The 25,525-nt window shown below is 73.0% G+C and carries 23 protein-coding genes and 1 riboswitch; of the genes, 7 read left to right on the forward strand and 16 right to left on the reverse strand.

Annotation, left to right across the window (positions count from 1 at the left end; translation table 11 throughout):
* Positions 1-149 precede the first annotated feature (149 nt).
* The gene (locus IO36_RS30310) at positions 150-2,303 is read right to left on the reverse strand and encodes a DUF1996 domain-containing protein (RefSeq protein WP_078943529.1); all 2,154 of its coding nucleotides are present in this window, start codon (positions 2,301-2,303) and stop codon (positions 150-152) included.
* Between the two features lie 373 nt (positions 2,304-2,676).
* On the opposite strand from IO36_RS30310, the gene IO36_RS30315 reads away from it, so the two are divergent.
* On the forward strand, positions 2,677-3,906 hold the full coding sequence (locus tag IO36_RS30315) for a PP2C family protein-serine/threonine phosphatase (protein WP_037624449.1): 1,230 nt from the start codon (positions 2,677-2,679) through the stop codon (positions 3,904-3,906).
* A gap of 33 nt (positions 3,907-3,939) precedes the next feature.
* On the opposite strand, the gene IO36_RS30320 is transcribed toward IO36_RS30315, so the two are convergent.
* The 4 genes from IO36_RS30320 to IO36_RS30335 form a co-directional block, all read right to left on the reverse strand.
* Entirely contained in the window at positions 3,940-4,602 is a 663-nt protein-coding gene (locus IO36_RS30320) for a hypothetical protein (protein ID WP_245173542.1), read from the reverse strand.
* Positions 4,603-4,900: 298 nt separating this feature from the next.
* A complete protein-coding gene (locus tag IO36_RS47115) occupies positions 4,901-5,806 on the reverse strand; it encodes a hypothetical protein (RefSeq protein ID WP_037624345.1) in 906 nt (301 codons plus the stop codon).
* 151 nt (positions 5,807-5,957) lie between these two features.
* Positions 5,958-7,133: a DUF2306 domain-containing protein gene (locus IO36_RS30330; RefSeq protein ID WP_037624346.1), complete on the reverse strand. Its 1,176-nt coding sequence runs from the start codon at positions 7,131-7,133 to the stop codon at positions 5,958-5,960.
* Positions 7,134-7,245: 112 nt separating this feature from the next.
* Positions 7,246-7,776 (reverse strand): PadR family transcriptional regulator, encoded by a 531-nt coding sequence (locus tag IO36_RS30335; protein WP_037624453.1) that lies wholly within the window; start codon positions 7,774-7,776, stop codon positions 7,246-7,248.
* Positions 7,777-7,954: 178 nt separating this feature from the next.
* Between IO36_RS30335 and IO36_RS30340 the strand changes: the two genes are divergently transcribed.
* Positions 7,955-8,272, forward strand: coding sequence for a hypothetical protein (locus IO36_RS30340; RefSeq protein WP_037624347.1), 318 nt, complete (start codon positions 7,955-7,957; stop codon positions 8,270-8,272).
* An 81-nt stretch (positions 8,273-8,353) separates the two neighbouring features.
* Here the strand turns inward: IO36_RS30340 and IO36_RS48500 are convergent, their stop codons facing one another.
* Entirely contained in the window at positions 8,354-10,429 is a 2,076-nt protein-coding gene (locus IO36_RS48500) for a C40 family peptidase (RefSeq protein WP_051901065.1), read from the reverse strand.
* Positions 10,430-10,436: 7 nt separating this feature from the next.
* A riboswitch (cyclic di-AMP (ydaO/yuaA leader) is annotated at positions 10,437-10,608 on the reverse strand.
* Positions 10,609-11,121: 513 nt separating this feature from the next.
* Here IO36_RS48500 and IO36_RS30350 point away from each other — a divergent pair.
* A complete protein-coding gene (locus tag IO36_RS30350; RefSeq protein ID WP_037624348.1) occupies positions 11,122-11,355 on the forward strand; it encodes a hypothetical protein in 234 nt (77 codons plus the stop codon).
* Here IO36_RS30350 and IO36_RS30355 read toward each other — a convergent pair.
* The 4 genes from IO36_RS30355 to IO36_RS30365 all read right to left on the reverse strand — a co-directional run bounded on the left by IO36_RS30355 (position 11,352) and on the right by IO36_RS30365 (position 13,894).
* Positions 11,352-12,098 carry an alpha/beta fold hydrolase gene (locus IO36_RS30355; protein ID WP_078943530.1) on the reverse strand — a complete coding sequence of 249 codons (747 nt, stop codon included), beginning with the start codon at positions 12,096-12,098 and terminating at the stop codon, positions 11,352-11,354. The genes IO36_RS30350 and IO36_RS30355 overlap by 4 nt on opposite strands.
* A 122-nt stretch (positions 12,099-12,220) precedes the next feature.
* Entirely contained in the window at positions 12,221-12,394 is a 174-nt protein-coding gene (locus IO36_RS47120; protein WP_158997597.1) for a hypothetical protein, read from the reverse strand.
* A 129-nt stretch (positions 12,395-12,523) separates the two neighbouring features.
* On the reverse strand, positions 12,524-13,228 hold the full coding sequence (locus tag IO36_RS30360; protein WP_107065841.1) for a LamG domain-containing protein: 705 nt from the start codon (positions 13,226-13,228) through the stop codon (positions 12,524-12,526).
* A 291-nt stretch (positions 13,229-13,519) separates the two neighbouring features.
* A complete protein-coding gene (locus IO36_RS30365; protein WP_037624349.1) occupies positions 13,520-13,894 on the reverse strand; it encodes a VOC family protein in 375 nt (124 codons plus the stop codon).
* Between the two features lie 249 nt (positions 13,895-14,143).
* On the opposite strand from IO36_RS30365, the gene IO36_RS30370 reads away from it, so the two are divergent.
* Entirely contained in the window at positions 14,144-14,737 is a 594-nt protein-coding gene (locus IO36_RS30370; RefSeq protein WP_037624350.1) for a DinB family protein, read from the forward strand.
* Between the two features lie 193 nt (positions 14,738-14,930).
* Here the strand turns inward: IO36_RS30370 and IO36_RS30375 are convergent, their stop codons facing one another.
* Both IO36_RS30375 and IO36_RS30380 read right to left on the reverse strand, forming a co-directional pair.
* Complete coding sequence (locus IO36_RS30375) at positions 14,931-15,494, reverse strand: 3'-5' exonuclease (RefSeq protein WP_037624351.1); 564 nt, start codon at positions 15,492-15,494, stop codon at positions 14,931-14,933.
* Between the two features lie 115 nt (positions 15,495-15,609).
* Positions 15,610-16,065: a MarR family winged helix-turn-helix transcriptional regulator gene (locus IO36_RS30380; RefSeq protein ID WP_037624352.1), complete on the reverse strand. Its 456-nt coding sequence runs from the start codon at positions 16,063-16,065 to the stop codon at positions 15,610-15,612.
* Positions 16,066-16,250: 185 nt separating this feature from the next.
* Here IO36_RS30380 and IO36_RS30385 point away from each other — a divergent pair, with 185 nt between their 5' ends.
* Positions 16,251-17,705 (forward strand): MFS transporter, encoded by a 1,455-nt coding sequence (locus IO36_RS30385; RefSeq protein WP_037624353.1) that lies wholly within the window; start codon positions 16,251-16,253, stop codon positions 17,703-17,705.
* 208 nt (positions 17,706-17,913) lie between these two features.
* Here IO36_RS30385 and IO36_RS30390 read toward each other — a convergent pair whose 3' ends face one another.
* A complete protein-coding gene (locus IO36_RS30390; protein ID WP_037624354.1) occupies positions 17,914-18,792 on the reverse strand; it encodes a helix-turn-helix domain-containing protein in 879 nt (292 codons plus the stop codon).
* Between the two features lie 136 nt (positions 18,793-18,928).
* Between IO36_RS30390 and IO36_RS30395 the strand changes: the two genes are divergently transcribed.
* Positions 18,929-20,191 carry an FAD-dependent monooxygenase gene (locus IO36_RS30395; protein WP_037624355.1) on the forward strand — a complete coding sequence of 421 codons (1,263 nt, stop codon included), beginning with the start codon at positions 18,929-18,931 and terminating at the stop codon, positions 20,189-20,191.
* Here the strand turns inward: IO36_RS30395 and IO36_RS30400 are convergent, their stop codons facing one another.
* Positions 20,192-20,875 carry a GNAT family N-acetyltransferase gene (locus IO36_RS30400; protein WP_037624356.1) on the reverse strand — a complete coding sequence of 228 codons (684 nt, stop codon included), beginning with the start codon at positions 20,873-20,875 and terminating at the stop codon, positions 20,192-20,194.
* Positions 20,876-21,012: 137 nt separating this feature from the next.
* Here IO36_RS30400 and IO36_RS30405 point away from each other — a divergent pair, with 137 nt between their 5' ends.
* The gene (locus IO36_RS30405) at positions 21,013-23,319 is read left to right on the forward strand and encodes an FUSC family protein (RefSeq protein WP_425535559.1); all 2,307 of its coding nucleotides are present in this window, start codon (positions 21,013-21,015) and stop codon (positions 23,317-23,319) included.
* Positions 23,320-23,437: 118 nt separating this feature from the next.
* Here IO36_RS30405 and IO36_RS30410 read toward each other — a convergent pair whose 3' ends face one another.
* Positions 23,438-23,878, reverse strand: a complete 441-nt coding sequence (locus IO36_RS30410; protein WP_037624357.1) for an Lrp/AsnC family transcriptional regulator — start codon at positions 23,876-23,878, stop codon at positions 23,438-23,440.
* A gap of 43 nt (positions 23,879-23,921) precedes the next feature.
* A complete protein-coding gene (locus IO36_RS30415) occupies positions 23,922-25,271 on the reverse strand; it encodes a transaminase (protein WP_078943532.1) in 1,350 nt (449 codons plus the stop codon).
* Positions 25,272-25,525: the final 254 nt, after the last annotated feature.

Consider the following 25,525-nt stretch of genomic DNA (forward strand, 5'->3'; position numbering starts at 1 on the left):
CATGCTGTGAATCGGCGCGCGCCGCCGTTCGAGACGGCCGTCCGGCGCACGCCCGAGGGGGCCCGTGCCCTGTCCTCACAGGTCACGAGCCCCCTCGAAGTCGTCACTCAGGACTCATCCGCCGGATGGGTCCGTCCGGACGGTCCGGATCACACGTACGTGCGCCGGATCCGGTAGAGCACGAAGGCACCGGCGATCACGCATATGCCGCCGATCACGCCGGGCCACAGGTTCGCGCCGGTCTCGGCGAGCCCGCCGGTGCCGACCGCCTGCGGCTCGATCCCCGAGGTCGCTGGCGGGTAGGTCCCGGCCGCGGGCTCGGTCTGCGCGGGGGTGCCCACCTCGCCGCCCTGGTCGTCGCCCGGGGTCTCCTGCGCGGCGGACGAGCCGCCGCCGGCCGACGACGTCACGTCGGACTTGGGCTCCACGGTCGCGGCGGGAGGCGCGTCGTCGCCCGCCGGCTCGGTGGCCTGGCCCCCGCCGTTGCCGTTGTCGTCGCCGCCGTTGCCGTTGTCACCGGCGCCCGTTCCACCCTTGCCGTCGGACGGGTCCGCGGTGGGAGCCGGCTCCTCGGAGGGGTTCTCGGAGGGGTTCGGGTCCGCCTCGGACGGGTTCGGGTCCGCCTCGGAGGGGTTCGGGTCGGCGCTCTGGGTCGGCTTCTCGGTGGCCGGCGGGTCGTCCTGCTGGCCTCCGCCGTTGCCGCCGCCGTTCCCGCCGTTGCCGCCCGCGTTCCCGCCGTTGTCGCCGCCGTTCCCGCCGCCGTTGCCCCCGCCGCCGTTGCCGGCGCCTGCGCCGCACTTACGGCCGCTGTTGATGCAGTCGACCATGTTGTTCATCGTGCCTTCGTCGAAGACGTTGATGAAGTCGCCGTGGTCGGTGATCGGCTTGTGGAGGTTCTCCGGGAAGGAGTCGACCGCGAACAGCGGTGTCGTACGGCCGCCGTCCTGGAGGCTCGGCGCGTCGATGTCGTAGACGATGCGCTGCACCAGCTGCGGAATGGCCTTGAAGTTGGCCGGGCAGTTGCCCTGCGCGTCCTGGAAGGCCACGTGGGTGCGGTGGTTGGCGCTGTCGATGTTCGCGCCGTCCCAGCAGCTCTGGAACTTGAAGGTGCGGACCACGTCACTGCCCTGCGGGCAGAGCGGGTACTTGTCCTTCAACTGCCGGTCCTCGAAGCCGGTGCAGCTCCAGGAGGCGTTGGCGTTCGCGGGGCCGTTGACGAAGGCCTTGGCGTCACCGGTGATGATGCGCAGCAGCCGGGGCATCGCCACGACCTTGCTCTTCGCGTTGCCGACGAAGGTCAGCGTGACCTGCTTCGGCGTGACGATCTGGCCGGAGTTGCCCTCGGTGCCGCCTCCGGGCGCGCCCGCGTCGCGTTCCTGCTTGCCGTTCTGCAGGCGCACGACGGGCCAGTAGTACGAGGACTTGTCGCCCTTGTCCTGGCAGGAGGTGTCGGCCTTGGCCAGGTCCTCGTCGCTGGCGAAGGCGGTGTTGGACTGGTTGCCCACGTAGTCGTGGAAGTGGTGGGCGCCGTTGCTGACGCCGGGGGCCACGATCACGTTGTCCGAGTTGAACAGGCCGTTGGCGTTGACGCCGCAGCTGGACGCGAACTCGCCCCGGGAGGCGTCGGCCTGGGGCTGCGGGTTCTGCACGTTGGGCTGGACGGACTTGATGTCCGCGAAGTCCGCGGCCACGGGACCGTTGCCGGCCGGAGCGGCGCCGCCCTGCTGCTGGCCGCCGCCCTGGTTCTGGCCCGCGCCGCTCGCACTCGGCGAGGCGCTCTGCTGGTCCTGCGGCGCGGAACTCTGGCCGGCGTCCGCGCCGGTGCCCGGCTGGTTGCCGGAGGGCCGCAGGATGCAGGCCGCGAACCCGTCGAGCCCGCTCGGCGGGTCGCCCGCGGCGTCGATGGCGGCCACGATGCGGCCGATCGACTCGGAACGCTTCTCCTTCAGCGGGTTCATGACGGCGTCGGCGCCGCTGTCACCGCTCTGCTGCATCTGGTCCGCGTTCGCCTGGAGTTGCCGGTAGGCCTCGGCGATCTGCTGGTCCAGGTTCGCGAGTTCCTTGTCGACGTCCGGCTTCGCGGCGTCGGGGACCGTCTTCAACTGTTCGCCGACATCGGGGCAGTCGATGGTGGCGGATCCCGCGGACAGCACGTGCACGCCCGCCTCACCGCCCGCCCCGGTCTCGCTCGCCGATGCGTAGACGTTGACTGCTACCAGTCCGCCTCCGCCGAGGATGAGTGCGAAAGCTGCAGAGGTCGCGCGGCGTGCGCCTGTTGGGCGTCTGCGCTTGTTGCGTCCCAAGGTGGTGCTCCTACGCGTCGTGGTCGGCTCGACATGGAAATCCCCCGGCCCTATACGCACGCGCGTCGCATTGTGTTCAACCGACTTGCGGATTCACAGCGATCCCGTATGGAGCAGTGGCACAAGGGCGCCTCAAGGAGTATCCAGGGCCACACCCGCCCCGGCTGTCGGGGGTCGGTTCGAGGGCCGCGTCCGCCCGTGCGGTTGCACGAGGCGCGGACCGGTGGCCTGATGGGAACACTGCACCACGGGTACGCCCGACGCGGGCCGACGCGGTCCCCGGTCACGCCCCGGGCCGGTGGGACAGGGCAGGGTGCTCCGCCGCTTCCCCCGTGGACACGGCCAGGACAGCGGCGCGAGGCGGGTGAACAGGGTGACCGGAGCGGAGATCGACTTCGGCGAGGTCTTCCACGCCCTGCCCGGCATGGTCGCGCTGCTGACCCCGGACATGGTCTTCCTGGACGCCAACGACGACTATCTGAGCAACTCTGGCCGCTCACGGAAGCAGTTGGTCGGCCGGTACCTCTTCGACGTGTTTCCCGACCGGCCGGGCGACCCCGCCTCCACCGGGATGCGGAACCTGGCGGCTTCGCTGCGCCGGGTGGTGGAGACCGGGGAGCGCGACGCCATGGCCCTTCAGCGGTACGACGTGGAGTCCCTGGAACGGCCGGGTGTCTGGGAGGAGCGCTACTGGAGCCCGGTCAACGTGCCGGTGCTCGACGAGGACGGCGCCGTGGTGCTGGTGGTCCACCGGGTGGAGGAGGTGACCCAGTTGATCCGCGCCCGCGGCGGCCTCGGGCAGGAGGAGCGGAACCCGGTGCTGGAGGCCGAGCTGTACACACGGGCCCGGGAGCTCCAGGAGCTCAACGAGCGCCTGCGGCGCGCCCACGCCCGCGAACGGGAGGTCGCCGTCGCGCTCCAGGACGCGCTGCTGCCCTCGCCGAACCTGGTCGGGACGCACCAGGCCGCCGTGCGCTACCGGCCGGCGACGAGTTCGCTGAACGTGTGCGGGGACTGGTACGACCTGGCGGCGCTGAGCGGCGACCGGATGGCCGTCGCCGTGGGCGACGTCGTGGGCCACGGGCTGTCCGCGGCGTGCGTCATGGGCCAGTTGCGCAGCGCCCTGAGCGCCGCGTCCCGCGCCGCCGCCGGTCCCGCCCGGGCGCTCGAGGTGCTGGGGCTGTACGCGCGTTCCGTCGAGGGCGCCGAGTCCACCACCGCCGTGACGGCGTGGATCGACTGGGAGGCGCACACCATCCGGTACAGCAGCGCAGGGCACCTTCCGCCCGCCCTACTGCGCGGCGACGGGCAGGTGGAATTCCTGGACGGGGCGACCGACCCGCCGCTGGGGGCCCGGCCCGAGCACGTGGACCGGCCCGAGGCCGCGACGGACTTCGCCCCGGGCGACACCCTGGTCCTGTACACCGACGGCCTGGTCGAACGGCGTCGCGAGGACATCGACGTGAGTCTGGAACGCCTGGCCACGGCGCTGACCCGGCACCGCGGGGCCGGGCACGAGGCCCTCGCCGACGCCCTGCTGTCGGACCTGCTCCCGCCCGGCGGCGTCACCGACGACACGGCCCTGCTCGTCCTCCCGCTGTGAGTGCCCCGGGCCCGCGGCCCGGGCGGGCCGGTGTCACGCCGTGGGAGGCGACGGGCCGAGCCGGTGGGAGCGGACCACCGCGAGGGCGCAGGCGGCGACGAGCGCGGCGGCCAGGGCGGCCAGCTCGCGCAGCGGCCCCGTCGTCACGGGCCCCGCCGCCACGGCGCGCGGCGGCGTCCGCCCTCCGGGGTGGACGGCGGCGCGCACGTCCCCCGGCCGGGTGCCGCGCCCGCATCCCCGCAGGACGCGGACCTGGACCGGGGCGCCGGCCCGGACGACCGGCGAGCAGAGCTGACGGGCGCGGCCGCCGTCACCCGTTCCGCCTCCCCCGACGGACCTGACGACCGTGGGTGCCACCCGCTCGCCGTCCGCCGGCACCACGTCGGCCGCCGCCGGCGGGGCCTGGAGGGCGAGACAGACGCCGAGCAGGGCGACGATCCCGACCAGCGCCCGGCCCGCCCGCAGGTACACCAGGTGCAGGACGAGGGCCCCGGCGCACACGAGCCCGGCCTCACCGCTGACGAGGACGGGCACTCCGGTGCGGTCCCCCACGGCCCCGGCGCCCACGATGGCCCCCGCCCCGAGCCCCCCGACGAGGATCCCCTCCCCCACCAGCCGCCGGGGCGGCCACCCGGCGAACTCGGCGGGCCCCCACACCGTGCTCCGCAGATACGCCGTCAGGTCCGATTCCTGCACGGCCGGAGGACGTCCCCACCGGCGCATACCCGTACCACCCCCAGCGACGTTCCCCGTCTGTCGGCGCCTCGTATCCTGCCGCCCTGGTACGGACCGGGGCGCTGCCTCCGTCCGGAACAGATGAGGTGGACAACCTTTCCGGGAGTCGGCAGCGAAGCCGTCGCCCCGCGACGTTCCCCGGGAGCCCTCGCGCAGCTTCCCGGGAGCCCCGGCGCCACGGAGCGACGGGTATGGCCGATGAACCGACATGACGGTTCATCACTTACGTTGCGTGCAGGGCGAGTTGTCGACCCTGCCGTCACGTTCCGGAGATCTCAAGGGGCCGGGCCGCCGCGGACCGCGCCAGCAGCACCCGCCCGCCGAGGCCGGCCGTCAGGAGCCCGGCCACCATGGCGACGAGGGACAGCGCGGGCCCCGAGGACCAGTCGACGGCGGAGGCCCGGCAGGCCAGCACGGCGGCGAAGGCGACCCCCGTGCCGGGCAGGGCGGTCAGCGCGGGCCCGGTGCGCCCGAGGTCGTCCTCGGCCAGCGCGGCGAGGACGCCGACGCCGAGGGCCAGCGCCCACACCCCGAGCGCCTGCGCGTCGAGGCGTCCGACGCTCCACGGCACGAAGCCCGACCAGAATCCGGGACGCACGAGCAGCCCCGTACCGATGCCGAGCCAGGCCGAGCCGAGGACGGCCAGCGCCGGTTTCGACCAGGCGGGCAGCGGCGCGGCGCTCGGGCCGCCCGGCCGGCCGGGCGTGAGGTACTGCCAGGTCAGCGTGATCAGGGCGAAGACGCACAGCAGGCCCAGCACGAAGAGCCAGCCGAGGCTGAACAGCACCGGGACGACGGGGCCGCCGCGGGCGATGTAGAGGCTGCCGGCGTTGAGCAGGCTCACCGTGAACAGCCCGCAGAGGACCACGGCCAGCGGAAGGACGAGCGAGCGGACCTCGTGCCAGGCGCGGGCCCGGCCCACCGCGAACAGTCCGGGCGCCGTGCCGAGCATGGCCGCGCCGACGAGTCCCTGAGTCAGCGACTGCGCCGAGTGCCACGCGCCGAAGACGTGCCCGGTGAGGGCGACGGCCCACAGCAGGCCGCCGACGAGGAGGCTGACCACGGCGACCGCGGTGGCCAGCATCGCCACTCCCGCGGTCAGGTGCCGGCCGTCCGGGGCGGGAGCGGCTTCGTCGGGCCGGGGCGGATCGGTCGCGTTCGGCATGGGGATTCCGTTCCGGACGGGGTCCACGATGAGGGGCGGCGAGGGGACGGGCGGGGACGGCGGCGAGGAACCTCCGCGCCGACGGACAAGGGGCTACGGGACCGGCGTCGACGGACGACGGACTACGGGAGCGGCGTCGACGGACGACGGGCTACAGGAGCGGCGTCGAGAGCCGGGCGGCCGAACCGGCGGCGGGCACGGCCCTCTTGAGCACCTCCCGTGCGTACATGACGCGGACGCTCACCGCCACGGTCGCCGCGAACGCGGTCATGCCGCAGCCGATCGCCGCCCCCGCGGCCAGCGCCGTGAGTCCGTCGAGCCCCAGGGAACGCTCGAACAGCGGGGCGGCCCCGACCGACAGCACCGGCGCCAGGCACAGGGCCAACCAGTGCAACCGCCACTCCTCACGCGCCCAGAGACGCCCTTCCCGGCCGGCGCGCCGCGCGCGCAGGGCCATCACCGCGTACGTGACGGCGTAGGGCAGGAGATAGGCGAGCAGGAGCCGCCGCCCCTGGGCGCCGTGTCCGAGCGAGGCATGGGTGATCCAGGCCAGGGCGGCGGCTCCGGCCAGGTGCGCGAGGACCAGGACGGGTACGGGGGCCCACGAGCCGGACATCCCGGCGACCGTCTTGCGCGGGTCGAGGGAGCGCGAGGCGATCAGGGCGCCGAAGGCGACCACGGACCCCAGGTGCATGGTGGCGAGCTGGTTGATCTCGGCCATGGACAGCCCCGGCAGGAACAGCGGCAGGCCGCCCCACTCGAACCGGAGCAGCGGGGCGGTCAGCAGGAAGCCGTAGCAGAGGAGCATCCAGCGCTGGTGCAGGTCGGGATGGTGGCCGACGGCGGCGAGCACGCCGAAGGTGACGCTCATGACGGTGCCCACCAGGATGGTGGCGAGCACGATCCAGAAGGCGGCGCCGCTGAACGCGTCCTCGGGTGCCGTGCGGGCCAGATACAGCCCGGCGGCCGCCATCGAGGCGTACACGGTGACCGCGAAGAGGACCCCGAGCGCCCGGTGGAGCCGTACGCGCCCGCGTACGGCGGTGAGGACCTGCGCGGGGCCGAGCAGCATGAGCACACCGCCGAGCACGGAGTGCACGATCATCGGCACGAGGCTGTGGCGGTACGGCCCGATCCGGGTGGCCAGCGCGTCGGCCACGTACCGCGGCGAGACGACGTGGGCGAGGATCCACTCGCCGAACGCCGGGGCGCCCGGGTGTGCGTACGGCCACAGCTCGGTCATGGCGATCGGGGCGTAGCCCACGCACACCGCCGTCACGGCGATGACGGCGAGGCGGCGCCAGGTGGTGCCCGCGGGACGACGCACGACGGCTCCCTGCCCGTGGCCGCGACCCGGCCACCGATAGTCTCGATTGGACTGTCTCGATTGGACTGTCTCGTTTGGACTATCGAGACGGTAGGGCCGTCGACCGCCGGGGTCAACGGTCCGGCGTGTCCTCGTCCCGGCGCTGCACCCATCCCCAGAAGTCGACCATCATCCGTTCGTACCGGATCCCGAACTCCAGGGCGTCCCGTTGGCCGCGCGTCAGCAACTCCCCTACGGTCTCGGCCAGTTCCTCGTACTCGGCCAGGGTCCTGCGGTGTTCGCCGAGCTGGACGGGGCCGAGCACGCCGGGCTCGCCGCCGAACCACAGCTTGAGGATGCCGCGCTCACGGGCCTCCACCGGGACGAACTCGGAGTCGTCGAGCCAGCCCCGCAGGGCCGCCCTGCCCTCGTCCGTCAGGGCCAGCACCCTGCGGTTGCGGCCGCTCTCCTGCCGCACCTGGGACAGGAGTCCGGCGTCGAGGAGTCGGTCGCACTGCGCGTACACCTGCGCGTGCGGCACCGACCAGAAGGGCGCGACCGTCCGCGCCGCCTCCCCCTTGACGTCGTACGCGCTGGCCTCGCCCAGCTTGTCGATGATGCCGAGGACGAGATACGAGGCGGTGGTCAACCGAGCGTCAGCCATGGGGCGACCGTATCGCCAGGCGATCACCGGGCGGCAGGCACCGTCGGTGACGGTCACCGCACGGTGGGACGTGTCCGGCGCGAAGATGATCCGGATGCCCGGCACAATGCGGGGTAGACGGGCGATCACACCGCCGGGCGCACGTCAGGCCCGCGCGCCATCCGCACGAGGAGTTCCTGTGACCACCTACGTCATCACCGTTCCCGGGACGTTCGTCCACGGCCTCCCGGACGCCTCCCGTGCCGACGTGGAGCGCAGGCTCCGCCCCCAGGACCCGCAGAACACGGATCTGGGCGAGACCGAGGAGCTGAGCCTGCTGACCGTCGACGAGGACAACAGGTTCTCCGTCCGGCTGGAGGTCGAGGCGGCGGACCGCCGCAGCGCCGAGGCCGAGGCCGTACGGCTCGTCTCCGGCGCGCTCCAGGACAGCGGGCTGTCCGCCGACGACGCGCCCCTGGGGCCCGCCGCCGTCACCGGGATCGACCGGGAGTTCTGAGCGGTTCCGAAAGGGACCGGCCCGGCGGGCGCCTCCGAGGACGCCCGCCTTCCCGGACAGCTGCGATGCCCGGGGCGGGACTCAGACCGGGCGTACGACGCTGTGGACGGCCGCCCGCCCGACGTGGTCGACGGACTCCTCGGTGATCACCGCTCCGGGGCTCGGCGCGTGGACCATCATGCCGTCGCCCACGTAGATGCCGACGTGGCTCACGTTGGCGTGGAAGAACACCAGGTCGCCCGGCTGGACGGCGGCCAGGTCGATCGCGGGGCCGTTCTGCGCCTGGTCCTGGATCGCCCGGGGAAGCATGACCCCGGCGCTCTTCCAGGCCGCCTGGGTGAGACCGGAGGGGTCGTACGAGCCCGGTCCGGAGGCTCCCCACACGCACGGTCTGCCGACCTGGGCGCGGGCGAAGGCGACCGCCTGCGCGGCCCTGCTGTCGAGCGCGGCGACCGGCGGGGCGGCGGCGACGAGACTGTCGATGTCGAACCCGGGGCTCGTGTCGACGGCACCGGCGGCCGGCCACGCCTGCTGCGAGCCGGTCTGGCGCAACGACTGCCGCCAGGCGTCCTCGGCGGGCGCCGCCGCCGGCTCGTTCGCGGGGGGCATGGGTGCCGACGGGAAGGCGGCCGCCCGCGGCGCGGACTCGTACGCGGGCATCTGGGACGCCGGCTCGCTCATCGGCGGCATGGGCGCCGACGCGTACGCGGCCGCCCGGGGTGCGGACTCGTACGCGGGCATCTGGGGTGCAGACTCGTACGCGGGCATCTGGGGCGCCGGTTCGCTCACCGGGGGCGCGGGGGGCGGCTGATAGCCGCTGGGACGGGTCGGCTTCTCGTACGAGAGCGGCAGAAGCACCGACTTGAACTCGGCTTCCGGCTGCGGCACCTCGTACGAACGGGGCAGCACCACCGACTTGGACTCCGGGACAAGGAGCGCCTGCTCCGGCACCCGCGGCATGGAACCCGTCTGCGAGACCTGCGGGATGGGACCCGTCTGGGAGACCTGCGGGATGGGACCCGTCTGGGAGACCCGGGGCATGGAACCCGTCTGGGCGACCTGGGGTATGGAGCCTGTCTCGAAGACCTGGGGCATGGAGCCCGTCTCGTACATCTGCGGCATGGGCGCGGCCGGGAATGCGGCCGTCTGAGGCGCCGCCTCGTACGCACGGGGCATCGACCCGGTGTCGAAGGCCCCGGGCATCGCCGCGGCCGGGAACGCCGCCGCCTGAGGCGCGGCCTCGTATGCACGGGGCATGGACCCGGTGTCGAAGGCCGTCCGGGGCATGGGCGCGGCGGGGAGCGCGGCGGCCCGGGGCGCCGGCTCGTAGGCGCGGGGCATCGACCCCGTGTCGAAGGGCCCGGGCATCGCGGCGGCCGGGAACGCCGCCGCCTGAGGCGCCGCCTCGTACGCACGGGGCATCGACCCGGTGTCGAAGGCCCCGGGCATGGGCGCCGTCTGGAAGGCCGGTGCCTGAGGAGCCGGCTGGAACGCGACGGGCATGCTCTGCCGGGCCGCGTGCCGCGCCATCAACTGCTGGGCGGCGGCGATCTTGCGTCGTGCGGTCTGCTTCCTGTCGTTCAGCGTGGACCTGCCGGACGTGGCGGCCGGGGCGGGCCCCGCGGGAAGCGCCGCGACCGCCGTCCCGGCCCCCTGCACCGCCGGCGTCCGACCGGTCATGGCGTCGCCGCCCGTTCCCGCGGTCAGTTCCAGGGCGGGGCGCGCGGCCGGTTCCGCGGCCGGACCAGCGGTCAGCTCCCGCATCGGGGCCGCGGTCAGCTCGGCGACGGGCCGGATGATCTGCTCCAGCTCGTACACGGTGGGAAGGTCCGAGGAACCCTTGGAGCCCCGGCCGCTCTCCTTCGGGCGGGGGGCCTGACCGCCGCGGTCCGGCAGCCGGTCGGCCGGAAGCGCGGCCGGAGCCGAGGGTCCGTAACGGGAGCGCGCCCCGTTGAACCACTTGCGCATCAGGTCGTCCTGGCCGGGATCGGAACTCCCGCCCCCCTGACCGGCGCCCCGGCGGGCCGGCCCGCGATTGAGGTTCGCCGAGGCCCGGGTCCCGTTGAAGTTACCGGTGGCGAGCTCCGCCTGGTCGTAGAGGGACGAGAGCCGTCGGGCGACTTCTTCGCCGCTGGGCGGGGTGCGTTCCGGCGCCATGGAGTGGTGCTCCTTCCGTCGTCCGCCTACCGGGTTAGCTGTCGGGTTCGGGCGGACGACTCCGGAAGGTATGCCCTACGGCCTCTGCCTCGTAAGGCAGTTGGCCGATTCACCCCAGGTTCGGTGGGTCCCCGGCTCCCGCTGCCACGAGGACAGACAGGACTCGGCGGAGGTCGCACCGCCCGGCGAGCTCCGCCGGAGGGAATCGGGCGACCAGGTCGCCAACTTAGCCATGATGTGCACCCGATGTGAAGATCGACGTCCCAGATGTCCGATACATTTTCGTGACCTTCATCGCACTGTCCCGCAGTGCGACGGTGAGGACACGGGGCGTGCTCGAAACGGCGGCCGGGCAGGCCCGTTGACGTGGCCCGGCGCCGACTCCCGCCGGGACCACGGCTCTTGCTCCCCCGCGCGCCGTGCGAGCGGGCGGCGCGCCCGGGTTCCCGGCAGCCGGAACCCTCCCGGCCCACCCCTGCCCGCCCCGGCCGGCCGGTCACGCTCGATGCGTCCTGGATGTGTCGGAAGTGTGCACAGAACTGGCTTTCCCTGGCATGTCGTTCGGCATCGGCGGCACCCGTTGGTCACACCTTGACCGGTTCTGGCCGAGCTGGCCGGATCACCGCTGCGGACGCGCCCCGGCCGTACCGTCGAAGCACGTCAGACCACGAGAGCGAGTCGAGGATCCCCACGTGCACGATGCGCCGATCTATGCCCAACTGATCTCCGAACGCGGCGACATACCGACGCTCGTGCGCAGCGAGGCCCGTCGGCTGCAACGCGACTTCGAGTGGATCCTGAGCTGGGATCCGTCGACGGGCGCCCCGCTTCCCGCGTCCGCCGCCCGTCCGGCCCCCGGCCCCTCCGGATCGCGCCGCCCGTTCTCCCCCAGTCCCGACCCCGACGATCGGCTCGACACCCCTTAGATCACGCCCGGCTCCCCGCCCGGCCGTTCGGCGGGGAGCGGGGCGAGCCCCTCGGCGATCCGGTCCACCAGACCGGCGACCGTCGCGCCCGTGGCCCGGTGCCAGGTCCGCGCACGGCGGAGCATCGCATGGTCCCCGCCCTCCACCCGTACGGCACTGGCCGAGGAGCCCGCCTCCGCGGCCCGCCGGACGAGTGCGAACGACTCCGCCGGATCGGTCACCCGGTCCCGGTCGCCGTGCAGCACGATCACCCGCTTGTCCCGCAGATGGGCCACCGGTTCCCCGTCCGGGCACCAGGGCGCCAGCGCCACCACGGCCCGGACCCGCGGCGAGGCCGCGGCCCGCAGGGCGGCGCGCCCGCCCATCGAGTGGCCCACGAGCACGACCGGCACCTCCCCCACCAGATCGGTGAGTTCGTCCAGCGCCCGCAGGACGTCGGCGACGGGGTCGGCGTCCGTGCCGTTCCACCCCCGGTAGCGGTAGCGCACCTGCCCGACGAAGGTGCTCGCGTCGGGCACGGCCCGGGTCACGGACCGCACGAAGGGTTGCATCCGGGCGCGTGCGACGTTCCACGGCCGCAGCGGGGCCTTGCTGTCCACGGTGCCGCCGTGCAGGACCAGCACGGCCGCGCGCGCCGCACCGGAACCGGGCGGGGGAACGCGGCACGGCCGCAGCGCCGCCGGCGCGCCGGCCGTTCCGGTCCGGGACACGTCATCGGCGGACATCCGCGCAGAGCCTCGCATGACACCTCTCCACCTTCGCGGCGCTTCTCCGCGCCGCGCACCGGACCGTGAGGAGGGATCGTCTCACCGACCGCCCGCCACCGGCCACCGGCCCCCTCGGCCGGGGCCCTCGGCCTGCGCTCTCAGTCGGTGCTCTCGGGCCGGGCCCGGTAGCTGCTGCGCCACTCCTGATAGTGGCGCCAGAGACGGGCGGCCTGTGGGCAGCGCCCCGACTCCCGTTGGCACGTACGGCAGTTGCCGACGTGACTGATGTAGGCGGTCTCGGGGGCGTCCCGCCCCGGCTGCGGATTCGGCATGATCCTCGGCACCTGTCGGCGCGACGCGCACGAGCACGGCGTCGCTTCTGATGCCGTGCTTCGGCGCCGAGCGCCCCGGCGGATGCACCTTCCCGGGTCCGAATCCGGAGCGTGGGCTCCCGGCACACGTCAGTCGAGGACGCCGGCCTCGTGCTCCGCCGTCGCGGGGAAGGGCAGCCCGACCCTGGGTCTGCGAACCGTCAGCCGGGCCACCTCGAAGTCCATCTCCGTGGCCTCCGGTGGCGGCGGCGGGTGGTACCGCCCGGCACACACGGACAGGTTGACGATGAGGTAGGCGTGCCAGGACCGGCCGACTCCCCGACGGTCGTCGAAGACCCGGACTCCGTTGACCCACCACACGACGTTGTGGGCGCCGAACTCGACCACGAGGTCGACCCAGGCACCCGGCGCGATGTCCGGATGACGGTAGTACCGGTGGGTGTTGTGCACATGGTTGGAGAGTTCGAGCAGGTCGGGGTTGTCGGGGTGGTACTCGAAGACGTCGATCTCCTGACCGCCGTCCCTCCAGGTCCAGACGGCCGGCCAGGCGCCCGTCACCGTCGGCAGTTTGACCCGTGTCTCCAGCACGTCGCCCGTACGCACCATGAAGCCGCCCGCGCTGCCCTCCGTGGTGAGGAGGCCCGCGTTCCAGTCGCCGTCCGGCCGCCGGGTGGCCCGGAAGCGGCCGGTCCGGCAGTAGGACGGGTCGGTCACCAGGTGGTCGAGCTTGCCGTCGTCCGGATTGACCGGACCGCCGTCGGGATAGGCCCAGGAGTGCCCCGCGACCCATTGGCGGGTCGAGGCGAAATCCGCCGTGAAGACGACATCGGACACGGCGGGCCTCCTCGGCAACGGCGATTCGCGTACGCCCAGGTTCTCCCCAAGACTCCGACATCCACGCCCTGTTCACCGCAACCCGCCACAAAACAACCCTTCGGGGTGAACCGGCCGCACTCCGGCGCGCGGGACACCGCGCACCGCGCCCCGCGCACCGCGCACCGCGCACCGACTGCCTGGCTGTCCCCACTGCCCGGCTGCCCCGCTGGCCCGGCAGCCCGGTGCCCGGCCGGTTGTGCCGTCCTCGGCACCCCCGGCCGGGCAGCAACTGACCAGCGAAACGACCGCCTAGAGATACGGGCGGGTGATCAGCTCGATCGCGTGACCTGCCGGGTCCTTGAAGTAGACGCCCCGGCCGCCGTGCTCGGTGTTGGTCTCGCCCGCGCGCCGCATCTGGGGATCGGCCCAGTGCTCCACGCCGTCGTCGCACAGGCGCCGGTACGCACGGTCGAACAGCTCGTCGTCGATCAGGAAGGCGTAGTGCTGCATCTGGATGTCCACCGGCGGCTCGGCGAACTGCAAGAGGACACCGTCGGAGAGCTGGATGTTGACGAACGGCCCCCAGGAGGGCGCCTCCGGCAGTTCCAGCAGTTCCCGGAAGAAGCGGGCCGACGCGTGACGGTCCTTGGACGCGATGATGGTGTGGTTGAAGCTGACGCTCATGGTGGAGTGCCTCGGTTCTGCTCGACACGGAAAGGGACTCGAGGTGCCGAGGCACCAGGAGGTCCGCGTGCCGGATCCGCGGGCGGCCGTCGGCGCACCCGTCGCCCGATCAGCCCTCCACCGGATCGCCGTTCCGTGCATGGCGCGAGGCCGGTCCGGTGTTCATGTCACGTGACCCTACTCGATCCGCACCGGCCCGGAAACGGGAAAACGGCCGCCGGGACGTGAAGGAGCGGCAGACTGGACGCCATGACTCCCCCGGACGCCAAGGCCGATCTCCACCGCTATCTGCAGTCGGCGCGCGACGCCCTGGTCTGGAAGCTCGACGGCCTCTCGGAGTACGACGTCCGCCGCCCGTTCACCCCGACCGGGACCAACCTTCTCGGGCTGGTCAAGCACGTGGCGACGATGGAACTGGGCTACCTCGGCGACGTCTTCGGACGGCCGTCCGGTGAACCGCTGCCCTGGCTGGAGAACGCGGCCGAGACCAACGGCGACATGTGGGCGACCGCCGACGAGTCGCGCGCGTTCGTCGTGGACCTCTACCACCGGGCGTGGGCACACGCGGACGCGACGATCGAGGCGCTGCCGCTGGAGGCGACCGGCAGGGTGCCGTGGTGGCCCGCCGGCAAGGACGAGGTGACGTTGCATCACGCGGTCGTCCGCGTGATCGCCGACACCCAGCGGCACGCGGGGCACGCCGACATCGTCCGTGAACTCATGGACGGCGCCGTCGGGATGAACGCGGAGAACGACAGCGTGATGCCGGGCGACGCGGCGTGGTGGGAGGACTACCGGGCCCGGCTGGAGCGGGCCGCGCGGGACGCCGACAAGAACGGCTGACACCGGGCGACGGCGCGGGCGACGGCCACCGGGACCGCATCGACCTCAGGGCGTCGGGAAACGGCGGGACGGCCGGACGGCGGGACGGCGGCGGCGGGACGGCGGCGGCGGGACGGCGGCGGCGGGACGGCCTCAGAGAATCAGGGACCGCCGGGGAGGAACCGTCGGGACGGCGTCCCGGCGGCGACGGTCCTCAGGCGTCCGGCCAGGAACCACGCTTCGCCAGGCCGAGGACGAGTGCGGCGATGTTCCACGCGTCGTCCTCGCCGCTGTGATGGCGCCCCTCCAGCGGCAGTCCGGCCACCCGCAGGGCCTGCGCCATCCCGGGCCGTCGCCGCAGTCGGTGGGCGTCGGTGAAGACGGCCTTCGCGTTGGTGTGACGGCGGCCGAAGGGGTACGCGGTCCCCGTCGCGGCGCACTGACGGGTGAACTGATTGCGGTCGTAGTCACCCCAACTCGCCCACGGCCGCTCCCCCGCAGCATGCTGTGCGGCCAACACCCGGCAGGCCTCGCGGAATTCGAGTCCCCCGTCGACCTCCTCCTGCGTCAGCCCGGTGAGTTCGGTGCAGAACGCGCTGACGGTCGAGCGCGCGGGCCGCACCAGGATGCGGTGCTTCTCGAGCCGGACGCCCTCGTCCAGATCGACGACGGTCAAGCCGATCTCGATGATCTCGTTCACCGCGCCGGGCGGAGGCGCGCCCTCCCAGCAGGTCGCCTCGACGTCCACCACATTGATCAATCCCCCTGTTCTGTTCATGCGGGGGAGCGTAGGGGGCGGCGTGCGGACACGTCACCGGATTTTCCGCGCGCCCAAGAGGCGTCGAGCGGACGGCCGGACGCGCCGGAGAGGCGTCGAGCCGCCGGCCGGTGCCTCAGGGGCGCGGCCAGGGACGTCCGCCGATGCGCTCGATGTCGGTGTTGAACCGGCGCAGATAACCGGCGAAGGCGGCGATGTCCTCCTCCGGCCAGTCGGCCATGACCCGGTCCAGCGAGCTGATGAGACCCTGCCGCTCCTCGTCGAGCAGCCGCGCCCCCTCGTCGGTGATGCGGAACTTACGGGCCATGCCGCCCTCGGGGTCGGGGATCCGCTCGACGAGCCCGGCCCGCATCGCCGCGGCGGTCTGCCGGTTGAGGGTGGAGGCGTCGAGCCCGAACGCGTCGCTGAGTTCGCCGATCGACATGGGCCCCTGGATGCGGATCCGGCTGAGCAGGATGTACGCGCTGCGCTCCAGGACACCGTCCTTGGTCCGGCCGCCCCGGTGGTTCATCCATCCATGGCGGCTGAGCAGCATCTGCTCGTACTCGACCTCGTGTGTGGGCCTGACCATCCGCCTGCCGCCTCCCGCCGTCCTCGTGAGCCGCGCGCCCCGCGCACGCGGGTGCGGCCCTGCCCATGGTCCCACACCCTCATGCACCGCCCACATCACATGCATGGGCCATACCTCATGCGTTATGCACAGGACATGTACGATGCACATCCCTTGCCCCGAAGACAGAACCCGAGGAGTCCCCCATGGACGCCCCCCAGCCTTCCGCCCGAGCGGGCGGCGTGGTCGCCACGCTCGCCCTCGCCGGCACCGTGGCGGCCATCATGCAGACACTGGTCACCCCGCTCATCGCGGAGCTGCCGCAGATCCTGCACACCACGCCGGCGAACTCCGCCTGGGTGATCACCGTGACCCTGCTGGTCGCGGCCGTCTGCGTCCCGGTGTCCGGGCGCCTCGGCGACCTGCTGGGCAAGCGGCGGATGCTGCTCGCCTGTTCCGTCCCGCTCGTGGCCGGATCGGTGGTGTGCGCGCTCTCCTCGTCGGTCGTCCCGATGATCGTCGGCCGGGGTCTGCAGGGCATGGGCATGGGCATGGTGCCCCTCGGCATCGCCCTGCTGCGCGACGTGGTGCCCGCGGAGAAGCTGAGCTCCTCCATCGCCCTGGTCAGCGCCTCGATGGGGATCGGCGGCGGCCTCGGCCTGCCCATCTCCGCCGCGGTCGCCCAGTACGCCGACTGGCGCGTGCTGTTCTGGGGCTCCGCCGTGCTCGCGGTGGCGATCGGCACCCTGATCTGGTTCCTGGTCCCCGACGTGCCGGCCGGCGCCAAGGGTCAGCGCTTCGACCTCCTCGGCGCGCTCGGGCTCGGTGCCGGACTGGTCTGTCTGCTCCTCGGCGTCTCCAAGGGCGCCGACTGGGGCTGGGGTTCCGCGACCACCCTCGGCCTGTTCACCGCCGCCGTGGCGGTGCTGATCGGCTGGGCCGTCTGGGAGACGCGCACCCAGGACCCGCTGATCGACCTGCGCACCACGGCCCGCCCCCGGGTCCTGCTCACCAACGTGGCCTCGATCTTCGTCGGCTTCGGCATGTACGCCAGCATGCTGATCATCCCGCAGCTGCTCCAGTTCCCCGAGGCGACGGGCTACGGGCTGGGCCAGGAGATGCTCGCGGCGGGCCTGTGGATGGCGCCCGGCGGCATCATGATGATGATCGTCTCCCCGCTCGGCGGAAAGCTGACCGACGCCCGGGGCCCCAAGTTCACGCTGGTCTGCGGTGTCCTCGTCATCGCCCTCGGCTACGGTCTTGCGCTGGTCCTCATGGGCTCGGCCTGGGGCCTCATGGTCACCGGCATGGTCATCAACAGCGGCGTCGGACTGGCCTACGGCTCGATGCCGGCCCTGATCATGAGCTCGGTCCCGCTCTCCGAGACCGCCGCCGCGAACGGCTTCAACACGCTGATGCGCTCCCTGGGCACCTCGGTCGGCTCGGCCGTCGTCGGTGTCGTCCTCGCCCAGATGACGACCAGCGCGGGAGGCTACACGTTCACCTCCGAGAGCGGCTTCCGCACCGGTCTGGTCATCGGCGGCTGTGTCGCCCTGGTGGCCGCGGCCATCGCCGCCCTGATCCCGGCGGCCCGCGCCGCCGCAGGTGACGAAAAGGCGGGCCCGACGGCCACGCCGGAGACGGCAGCGGCCACGCGCTGACTTCACGCCCGCACCACGGGACGGCAGCGGCCACGCGCTGACTACACGCCCGCACGAAAGGCCGCGGCCACACGCCGAGGCCGCACTCCCCGCACCGGTTCCCGGCGGTCGCATCCGCCGGGGCCGGTGCGCCCGCGTTTCCCACGGCGACTCCGACACGGGGACAAGGCTTCGGCCGACGGCCGGGACGGCGCACTCGCGCCGTGGCTCAGTTGCGAACGAGCCCTTCCCGCACGGGAGTTCGCGCTCCGTCGGCCGCCCCGCGGCCCGGCCACGCAAGATCGTCGACGGCGAGGAACGGCTCGGCCGCCACCGCCCTCGGGGTCGTCCCGGTGAACGCCATGACGTCGCGGTGCAGATGGGACTGGTCGGTGTAGCCGGTGTCGGCCGCGACCCGGGCCGCGCCCTCGCCCGCGACCAGACGGTGGGCGGCGTGGTCGAAGCGGACCAGCCGCACCGCGCGCTTGGGCGGCAGACCGACCTGCGACCCGAACCGGGACCACAGCCGCTTGCGGCTCCAGCCGACCTCCGCCGCGAGGTCGTCGACCCGGACCAGGCCACGGCCGGCGACGATCCGGTGCCAGGCCCGGGCCACCTCCGGGTCCGCCGGCGGCCCCGCGCCGTGGCGGCGAGCCAGCAACGCCTCCGTGAGCGCGAAGCGTTGATCCCACGACGAGGCTTCCGCGAGTCGCTCACGGATCCGTGACACCTCCCGGCCCCACAGATCCTCCAGCGGCACCACCGATCCGGCGAGGCCGGCGGGCGAGACGCCCAGCACCGACCGAGCGACGACCGGGGACAGCCGCACCTGCACGCACTCCAGGTCCACTCCCCGCGCCCGGACCGCGCCCGCCGCCCCGAGTCCGGGCCCGGCGACGACACTTCCCCGGCACCGTCCCGCGGCCCCGTCGACGACCGGCGAGCCGGCGCCGAACTCCAGGAGCAGCGTCACGGCCGGGTGCGGGACGATCCGGAGCGCGTCCAGATCACCGACCCGGAACCCGGCCATCGTGACCCCTGCGATCCGGCCCGGCGAAGGCGGACACACGACGCCCCACGTGGCCCCACCGTGCGCGAAGGTTCGCATCCTCCCATTCTACGGAGGCCCGTTGAGGGGGAACATTCGTCCAATCCACCGGCGGTCGGGGGCGCGGACAGTGGGCCCATGCCCCTCAGCCGCGGCGCACGCCGCGCGGGCGGACCGAACGAAAGGCAGGGCTGCCATGCGGATCCTCGTCTCCGGCGCGAGCGTCGCCGGTCCGGTGCTGGCCTACTGGCTCACCAGGAACGGCTTCTCCGTCACCGTCGTCGAGCGCGCGCCGGGTCCGCGCCGGACCGGCGGACACGCGGTCGACCTGTTCCGGCCCGCCCTGGACATCTCGGCGAGGATGGGGGTGCTCCCGCGCATCGCGGAACGGGCCACCGGGACGAACCGGCTGACCGTCCACCCGGAGGGCTCACGGCACCCCGTCCGGGCGGACCTCTCGAAGATCTTCGACGACGCCTCCGGCCGCCACGCCGAGATCATGCGGGACGACCTGAGCGAGATCTACTACGAGGCCACGCGCGACGACGTCGAGTACCTCTTCGGCGACTCGGTCACCGCGGTCTCGCCCGACGGCGAGGTGACGTTCGAGAGGGCCGCGCCGCGCCGCTTCGACCTCGTCGTCGGCGCGGACGGGCTCCACTCCCGGGTGCGCCGCCTCGTCTTCGGCGAGGAGTCCCGCCTCGGTTCCTTCATCGGGGCCTGCTTCGGGGTGCTGACCCTGCCGAACGCCTCCGGTCTCGACAGGGAACTCGTCATGCACGTCGGTGTCGGCCGCACGGCGGGGCTGTACGGCGCGCGGCACATCCAGGACGCGCGGGCGCTGTTCCTGTTCCGCAGCGAGCGCGAGCCCGAGGGCGATCACCACGACGTCGGCCGGCAGAAGGAGTTGCTGCGCGGCGCGTTCACCGGGCTGCACCCCCAGGTGGACCGCTGGCTCGACGAGCTCGACCGCACCCCGGCCTTCTACTTCGACTCCATCACCCAGCTTCGCATGGACACCTGGTCACGGGGACGGGTGACGCTCGTCGGCGACGCGGGCTACTGCCCCGGCGCCGTCGTCGGCGGCAGCACCAGTCTGGCCGTCGTCGGCGCGTACGTCCTCGCCGGAGAGCTGGCGCGGGCCGGTGGTGACCACCGGCGCGCCTTCCCCGCCTACGAACGGGAAATGGCGGAGCACGTGCGCGGCAGCCGCGCCGTCGCGCTGAGCGCGGCGGGGACCCTGCTGCCGACCTCCCGCCTCGGCGTGTGGGGGCTGGCCCAGGGCGCCCGTCTGATCTCGGCCCTGCCCACCGGGCCCGGGCGCGCCCTCCTGCGCCTCACCACCCGCAGCGCGCGCTTCCACGACTCGGTGACCGTGGACGACTACCCGCTGCCCGCCGCCCCCGGAGCCCGGAGGGGCCTGACCTCCGCCCCCGGGAGCGGGCCCGGGACGGACTGACTACGGACGTCCTGGCGCTCCCGGAACGGACACCGCCGAGGCTCCCGCCAGGTCGTCGGCACCGTCCACCGCCGTCGTCCGGCCGAGATAGGTGAGCGGTCCCGGGTCGGCGACGGGGATCACATGGAAGCCGAGGCGGTCGTAGAACGCCCGCGCGGCCGTGTTCGCGGTGACCATGCCCAGGTGGACGGCCGGTACCCCGCGGGCGCCCAGTGCGGCGAGGAACGTGTGCATGAGCCTTCTGCCGTGGCCGCGCCGCTGGAAGTCCGGCAGCAGGTCGATGTGCAGGTGGGCCGGGTAGTCACCGAGTTCGGGGAGGATCATGCGCTCGGGGGTGTGCAGGAGTTCGACCATCACCTCGCTGGGCGTGCCGGGCTCCGTCGTCGGTGCCGGGTAGCGGTGCGCCACGCGCGGGATCCAGGTGTCGCGGAACCGCTCGACGAACTCCGCCGTGTCGCCGGTGCCGACCACATAGCCGACGGCGCGTCCGCTCCCGTCGTCGAGGACGAAGGCGAGTCCGGGCTCCAGATGGCAGTAGGGGGCGGCGAAGAGGGTCGGCATCAGCTCCTCGTCGGGGTAGAGGGCCCGCGAGTCCCCTCCCTCGTCGGCGGTGCTCACGCACACGTCGGCGACGGCGGCGCGATCGGCGGGCCGGTAGGCGCGGATGAACGGCGATGGCTTCATGACCGCATCCTGACGCCTTGGGAGCGCTCCCACAAGGGGTCGTGGCCGCCTGCCCCGCGGTCGCCGCCCACCCTCACGGGTCCCGGCGCCGGGACGCGCGAGGCGAGCCGCATGGTGCGATGCTGAAGTACCGGATCATGACCTGGGAAGCAGGGAACGACGGCAGCGTGAGGACAGTGACACGGCCGAATCGAGCGGCGATCTGGAACCGGTTCGTGGCGTCCGACCCGGGCCTGCTGCGGCTCATGGCCGGACTGCGGACCGTCGGCGCCATCGCCCTCACGCTCGTCGTGCTCGGTCTGCGCGGAGCCGGTCCCAGCCTCATGGTGAGCGGAGCCATGACCGCCATGGTCGCCACCTTCTCCATCAAGGAGAGGCGCCGGCGCTCCCAGGCCCTCACCCTCGCGCTCGGACTGCCCGTGGCCCTCATGGCGATGACGCTGGGCGCCGTGCTGAACACCCACACCCTCGCGGGCGACGTGTGCTTCATCGTGCTGATCTTCGTCGCGGTCTACTGCCGCCGGTACGGCGACCGCGGTACGGCGCTCGGTCTGATCGCCTTCCAGATCTACTTCCTGTCCCTGTTCGGCGGGGCCGCCTACTCCACGCTGCCCGACCTGTGCGTGGCACTCATCATCGCCTTCGCGTGCAGTGCCGTGGTGCGCTTCGGCGTGGTCGCCGAGTCGACCGAGCGGGTCCTCCGCCGGCTGCGCAAGGCGTTCCGGGCCCGCGTGGCCCAGTTGGTCTCCGCCCAGATCGATCTGCTCGACGCCGGTCCCGACGACGTCGAGAAGGCGCTGGACGACGTACGGCTGCACACCGCGCGGTTGCACGAGAGCGCGATGATGATCCAGGACCGGCTGGACGGAGGTACGTCGGACGGTGCGACCGCCTCGCTGCTCCAGCGACGGGTCGCCGAGGCCGAGATCGCCGCCGAGCGGCTCGGCGTCCTCATCCTCACCGCGCGCAGCGCCGAACAGGCCGACACGCTCGCCCTGCATCTGCCGCACGCGCCACTGCCCGAGCCCGGGGACCGGCTCCAGGAACGTGACGACACCATCGCGACGCTGCACCGCGATCTCGAGGCCCTGGGAGTGCTCGTGGCCGGCCCGGCCTCCGGTGAGCGCGGCGCCGGAGTGGCCCAGCTGCGCAACCGGCTGCTCGGCTACCGGGAGGAGGAGAACCTGCCGCGCGCCCCGGCGGCCGTGCAGGACGTCTTCCGTGGCATCGGGGAGGCGGCCCGCGCGGCCCTCGGACTGCGGCTGGCGCTCGACGGCCCCCAGGACGAGGCGGACGACTCCCCCGAGACGCAGCGCTCCCGCGAGGAGCTGGAGGCCGAGGACGCCTCCATCGCCGCCGAGGGGGAGGAGCAGGAGGAGCCGGATCCCACCGGACTCGACCGGCCCACGACGCGGGCGGCGGTGCAGGTCTCCGTGGGCTCGACGCTGGCCATCGTCGGGGGTGAACTGCTCTCCCCCCAGCGGTGGTACTGGGCGGTACTGACCTGCTGGGTCGTGTTCCTGAACACCGCCTCGACCGGGGAGATCCTGGTCAAGGGCTACCGGCGGCTGCTGGGGACGGTCCTCGGCGTGGTCGCCGGCGTCATCCTGGCCGGTGTGATCGGCAACCACACCTGGACGGCGTTCGCGCTGGTGCTGCTGTTCATCTTCGCGATGTACTTCACCGCCCCCGTGTCGTACGTCCTGATGTCCTTCTTCGTGACGGCGATGCTGGGGCTGCTGTACACGGTGCTCAACACCTACAGCCCGGCGGTGCTGGTCCTGCGGATCGAGGAGACGGCACTGGGCGCCATCTGCGGGATGGTCGCGGCCGTCCTGGTCCTGCCGGTCCACACCGACCGCCGTACGGACGAGCTCCTGGCCGCCGTGCTCGTCCGGCTCGGGGACGTCACGAGCGCGGCCGTGGAGCAGCTGAGCGGCGGGATCGCCCTCGACCTGCTGGACAAGGCCCGCGAACTCGACACGGCGCTGGACAAGCTGCGGGGCTCGACCAAACCGCTGACCCATCCGATCACGCCCTGGCGGGCCCGCCGTCAGACCGCCCGCTACATCGTGGCCCTGCTGGAGACGTGCGCCTATCACGCGCGGTCGCTGGCGGCGACGGCCGAACTCCTCCCGTACAGCAAGTCGGTCGCCGCGGACCCCCGGCTGAAGGTGGCGGGCGTCCGCATCGGCCACAACATCGACGCGCTGGTCGCCCGGGTGGCCCACGACGTCCCGGACGGTGTGGCGGAGACCGGGGCGAGCCTCGCCGCCATGCTGGAGCCGGGGACCTCGGACGCGCCCCGCCACGACCGGGTCACGGGCCGGGTCCTGCGGCATCTGCAGCGCCTGGACGAAGGGGTGATCGGACTGGCCCGGCCGCTGGGGGTGCGGGTCTCGACGCCGGGCAAGAAGACACCGGCCAAGAGCGGGGCACGGTAGCCGCCGCGCGCCGCCCTCGGGAGCCGGTCCCGAGCCGCCGTCGCAGTGCCGGGAGCGGGATCAGCCCACTCACGGTGCCGAAAGCGGGCTCAGCCCACTCGCGGTGCCGGGAGCGGGCTCAGCCCACGTTCCACAGGAAGCGGTGGGTGTGGATCCCGAAGTAGGGGAAGGACTGCACCTGCCGGACGCCCTCGATCTGCCGTACGACGTCGTTGACGAAGTCGAGCAGGTCCCGCGGTCCGGGGCAGACGACCTCGGCGAACAGGTCGAAGCCGCCCGAGGTCAGCACCGCGTAGACGACCTCGGTCCGTTCGGCCAGCTGGTCGGCGACCGCTCGCGGATCCCCGTCCACGGCGATGCCGAGCAGGCCCATCGCCTGCCCGCCCATACCCATCGGATCGGTGACGCCGACGACCTGGACCGCCTGCGAGTCGAGCAGCCGCTGGAGGCGCTGGCGGGCCGCCGAGGCGGACAGTCCGACCTTCGGGCCCAGTTCGGCATAGGCGATCCGGCCGTCGATCTGCAGTTCTCGCAGGATGGCCCGGTCGATGTCGTCCACGCTGTTCCTCTCCGGCTGACCGGTCCCAGGTTAACGGCGCCGTTCAGCCGGCCAGTTCGGCCAGGGCGGCGGCGAAGACCTCGGTGTGCCGGTCCACGTCCTGCTCGGTGGTCGCCGGGCACATGAGCGCCATGTTGTGGAACGGGGTCAGCAGGATGCCCCGGTTGGCGAGGTACAGGTGGAGGAAGTCCTCCAGCTCGGTGTCGGCGGCCGCGGCCGATTCCGTTCCGGTGCGCGGCGCGGGGTCGGCGAACCGGTATTCCGTACGGGCTCCGAGCCTGCTCACGGACCACGGCAGGCCGAAGGCGTCGATGCCCGCCCGCACCCCGGCCTCGAAGCGTTCGGAGAGCCTGGCCATCGCGTCGAACGCGGCGTCGGTGAGGACGTGCTCCAGGGTCGCGCGCGTCGCCGCGGTGGAGAGGGCGTTGCCGGCGAGGGTGCCGCCGACGCCACCCATGTCGATCAGGTCCAGGTCGTCGCGGCCGAGCAGCCGGTCGGCGAGTTCGGCCGAGAGGCCGTAGGCGCCGGCCGGGATCCCGCCGCCGATCGCCTTGCCGATGGTGAGCATGTCCGGCTCCAGGTTCCAGGCGGCGGTGCAGCCGCCGGGGCCCGCGGAGAAGGTGTGCGTCTCGTCGTTGATCAGGAGGGTGCCGTACCGGCGCGTCAGGTCGCGGACGCCCTCCAGGTAGCCCGGTTCGGGCAGCACGATGCCGATGTTGGTGAGCGCGGGTTCCATGAGGACGGCGGCGACGTCCCCGTGGGCGAGCTCGCGCTCCAACTGCTCCAGGTCGTTGAACTCCGCGACACGGCTGGTGAGGGTGACGTCACAGGGGGCGCCGACGTTTCCGGGGCGGGCCGTGCCGTGACCGTCCGGGCCGACGACGATCAGCGACTCGTCGACGCTGCCGTGGTAGCTGTAGCTGTTCACCAGGATCTTCGGGCGGCCGGTGACCGCCCGGGCCAGACGGATGGACCAGCGGTTGGCGTCGGTGGCCGTCAGCGAGAAGCTCCAGCGCGCGAGCCCGAAGCGGCGGGTCAGTTCGGCGCCCACCCATTCGGCGTCCTCGGTGGGCAGCATCGCGGTGGCGCCGCCGCTCACGGCGAACCGGGTCCGCACCGCCTCCGCCACCACCTCGGGCGAGTGACCGGCCATCGCGCCGGTGTCGCCGAGACAGAAGTCGATGTACTCGTGGCCGTCGATGTCGGTGACCCGGGCGCCGCGCGCGCTGTCCAGATAGCGCGGAAAGGCTCCGGCGGTCTTGTTCATCCACGTCATCGGGACCCGGCCGAACAGGTGCTCGGCCCGCTCGTACGCGGCCCTGGAGCGCGGGTTGCGGCGCTCGGCCTCGGCGCTCTCGCGCACCAGGAGCTGCTGCAGGCGGGTGCGGTCCATCGAGGCTCCTCTGTCGGTGGGCTCGGCGGACACCGGGTTCGACGAGCGGATGCCGCAAGAGTACGAATGAATATGTCTCCGAGGCAAGGAAACGCGATGGATTCCGTCGCCTGAACAATCGATTCAGCTGTCGCCGCGCCCGAAACGGCGGTCACCGCCTCCCACCCGGCCCGGCACCCCGCGCACCCCCGCGAGGCGCTCCCACCCCGCCCGGCTCCCCGCGCACGCCCGCGAGGCGCTCCCGTCCGTCCCGG

The organism is Streptomyces aureus (genome assembly GCF_000725495.1).
Classification (GTDB): Bacteria; Actinomycetota; Actinomycetes; order Streptomycetales; family Streptomycetaceae; genus Streptomyces; species Streptomyces aureus_B.

What these genes read in the sequence shown, in the direction of transcription:
- IO36_RS47115 (WP_037624345.1), bottom strand. Translation starts at nt 5,806, where the DNA reads ATGCCGAACGCGACCGATCCGCCCCGGCCCGACGAAGCCGCTCCCGCC.
- IO36_RS30335 (WP_037624453.1), bottom strand. Translation starts at nt 7,776, where the DNA reads ATGGCTGACGCTCGGTTGACCACCGCCTCGTATCTCGTCCTCGGCATC.
- IO36_RS48500 (WP_051901065.1), bottom strand. Translation starts at nt 10,429, where the DNA reads ATGGCGCCGGAACGCACCCCGCCCAGCGGCGAAGAAGTCGCCCGACGG.
- IO36_RS30355 (WP_078943530.1), bottom strand. Translation starts at nt 12,098, where the DNA reads ATGCGAGGCTCTGCGCGGATGTCCGCCGATGACGTGTCCCGGACCGGA.
- IO36_RS47120 (WP_158997597.1), bottom strand. Translation starts at nt 12,394, where the DNA reads ATGCCGAATCCGCAGCCGGGGCGGGACGCCCCCGAGACCGCCTACATC.
- IO36_RS30365 (WP_037624349.1), bottom strand. Translation starts at nt 13,894, where the DNA reads ATGAGCGTCAGCTTCAACCACACCATCATCGCGTCCAAGGACCGTCAC.
- IO36_RS30370 (WP_037624350.1), top strand. Translation starts at nt 14,144, where the DNA reads ATGACTCCCCCGGACGCCAAGGCCGATCTCCACCGCTATCTGCAGTCG.
- IO36_RS30375 (WP_037624351.1), bottom strand. Translation starts at nt 15,494, where the DNA reads ATGAACAGAACAGGGGGATTGATCAATGTGGTGGACGTCGAGGCGACC.
- IO36_RS30380 (WP_037624352.1), bottom strand. Translation starts at nt 16,065, where the DNA reads ATGGTCAGGCCCACACACGAGGTCGAGTACGAGCAGATGCTGCTCAGC.
- IO36_RS30385 (WP_037624353.1), top strand. Translation starts at nt 16,251, where the DNA reads ATGGACGCCCCCCAGCCTTCCGCCCGAGCGGGCGGCGTGGTCGCCACG.
- IO36_RS30390 (WP_037624354.1), bottom strand. Translation starts at nt 18,792, where the DNA reads ATGCGAACCTTCGCGCACGGTGGGGCCACGTGGGGCGTCGTGTGTCCG.
- IO36_RS30395 (WP_037624355.1), top strand. Translation starts at nt 18,929, where the DNA reads ATGCGGATCCTCGTCTCCGGCGCGAGCGTCGCCGGTCCGGTGCTGGCC.
- IO36_RS30400 (WP_037624356.1), bottom strand. Translation starts at nt 20,875, where the DNA reads ATGAAGCCATCGCCGTTCATCCGCGCCTACCGGCCCGCCGATCGCGCC.
- IO36_RS30405 (WP_425535559.1), top strand. Translation starts at nt 21,013, where the DNA reads ATGACCTGGGAAGCAGGGAACGACGGCAGCGTGAGGACAGTGACACGG.
- IO36_RS30415 (WP_078943532.1), bottom strand. Translation starts at nt 25,271, where the DNA reads ATGGACCGCACCCGCCTGCAGCAGCTCCTGGTGCGCGAGAGCGCCGAG.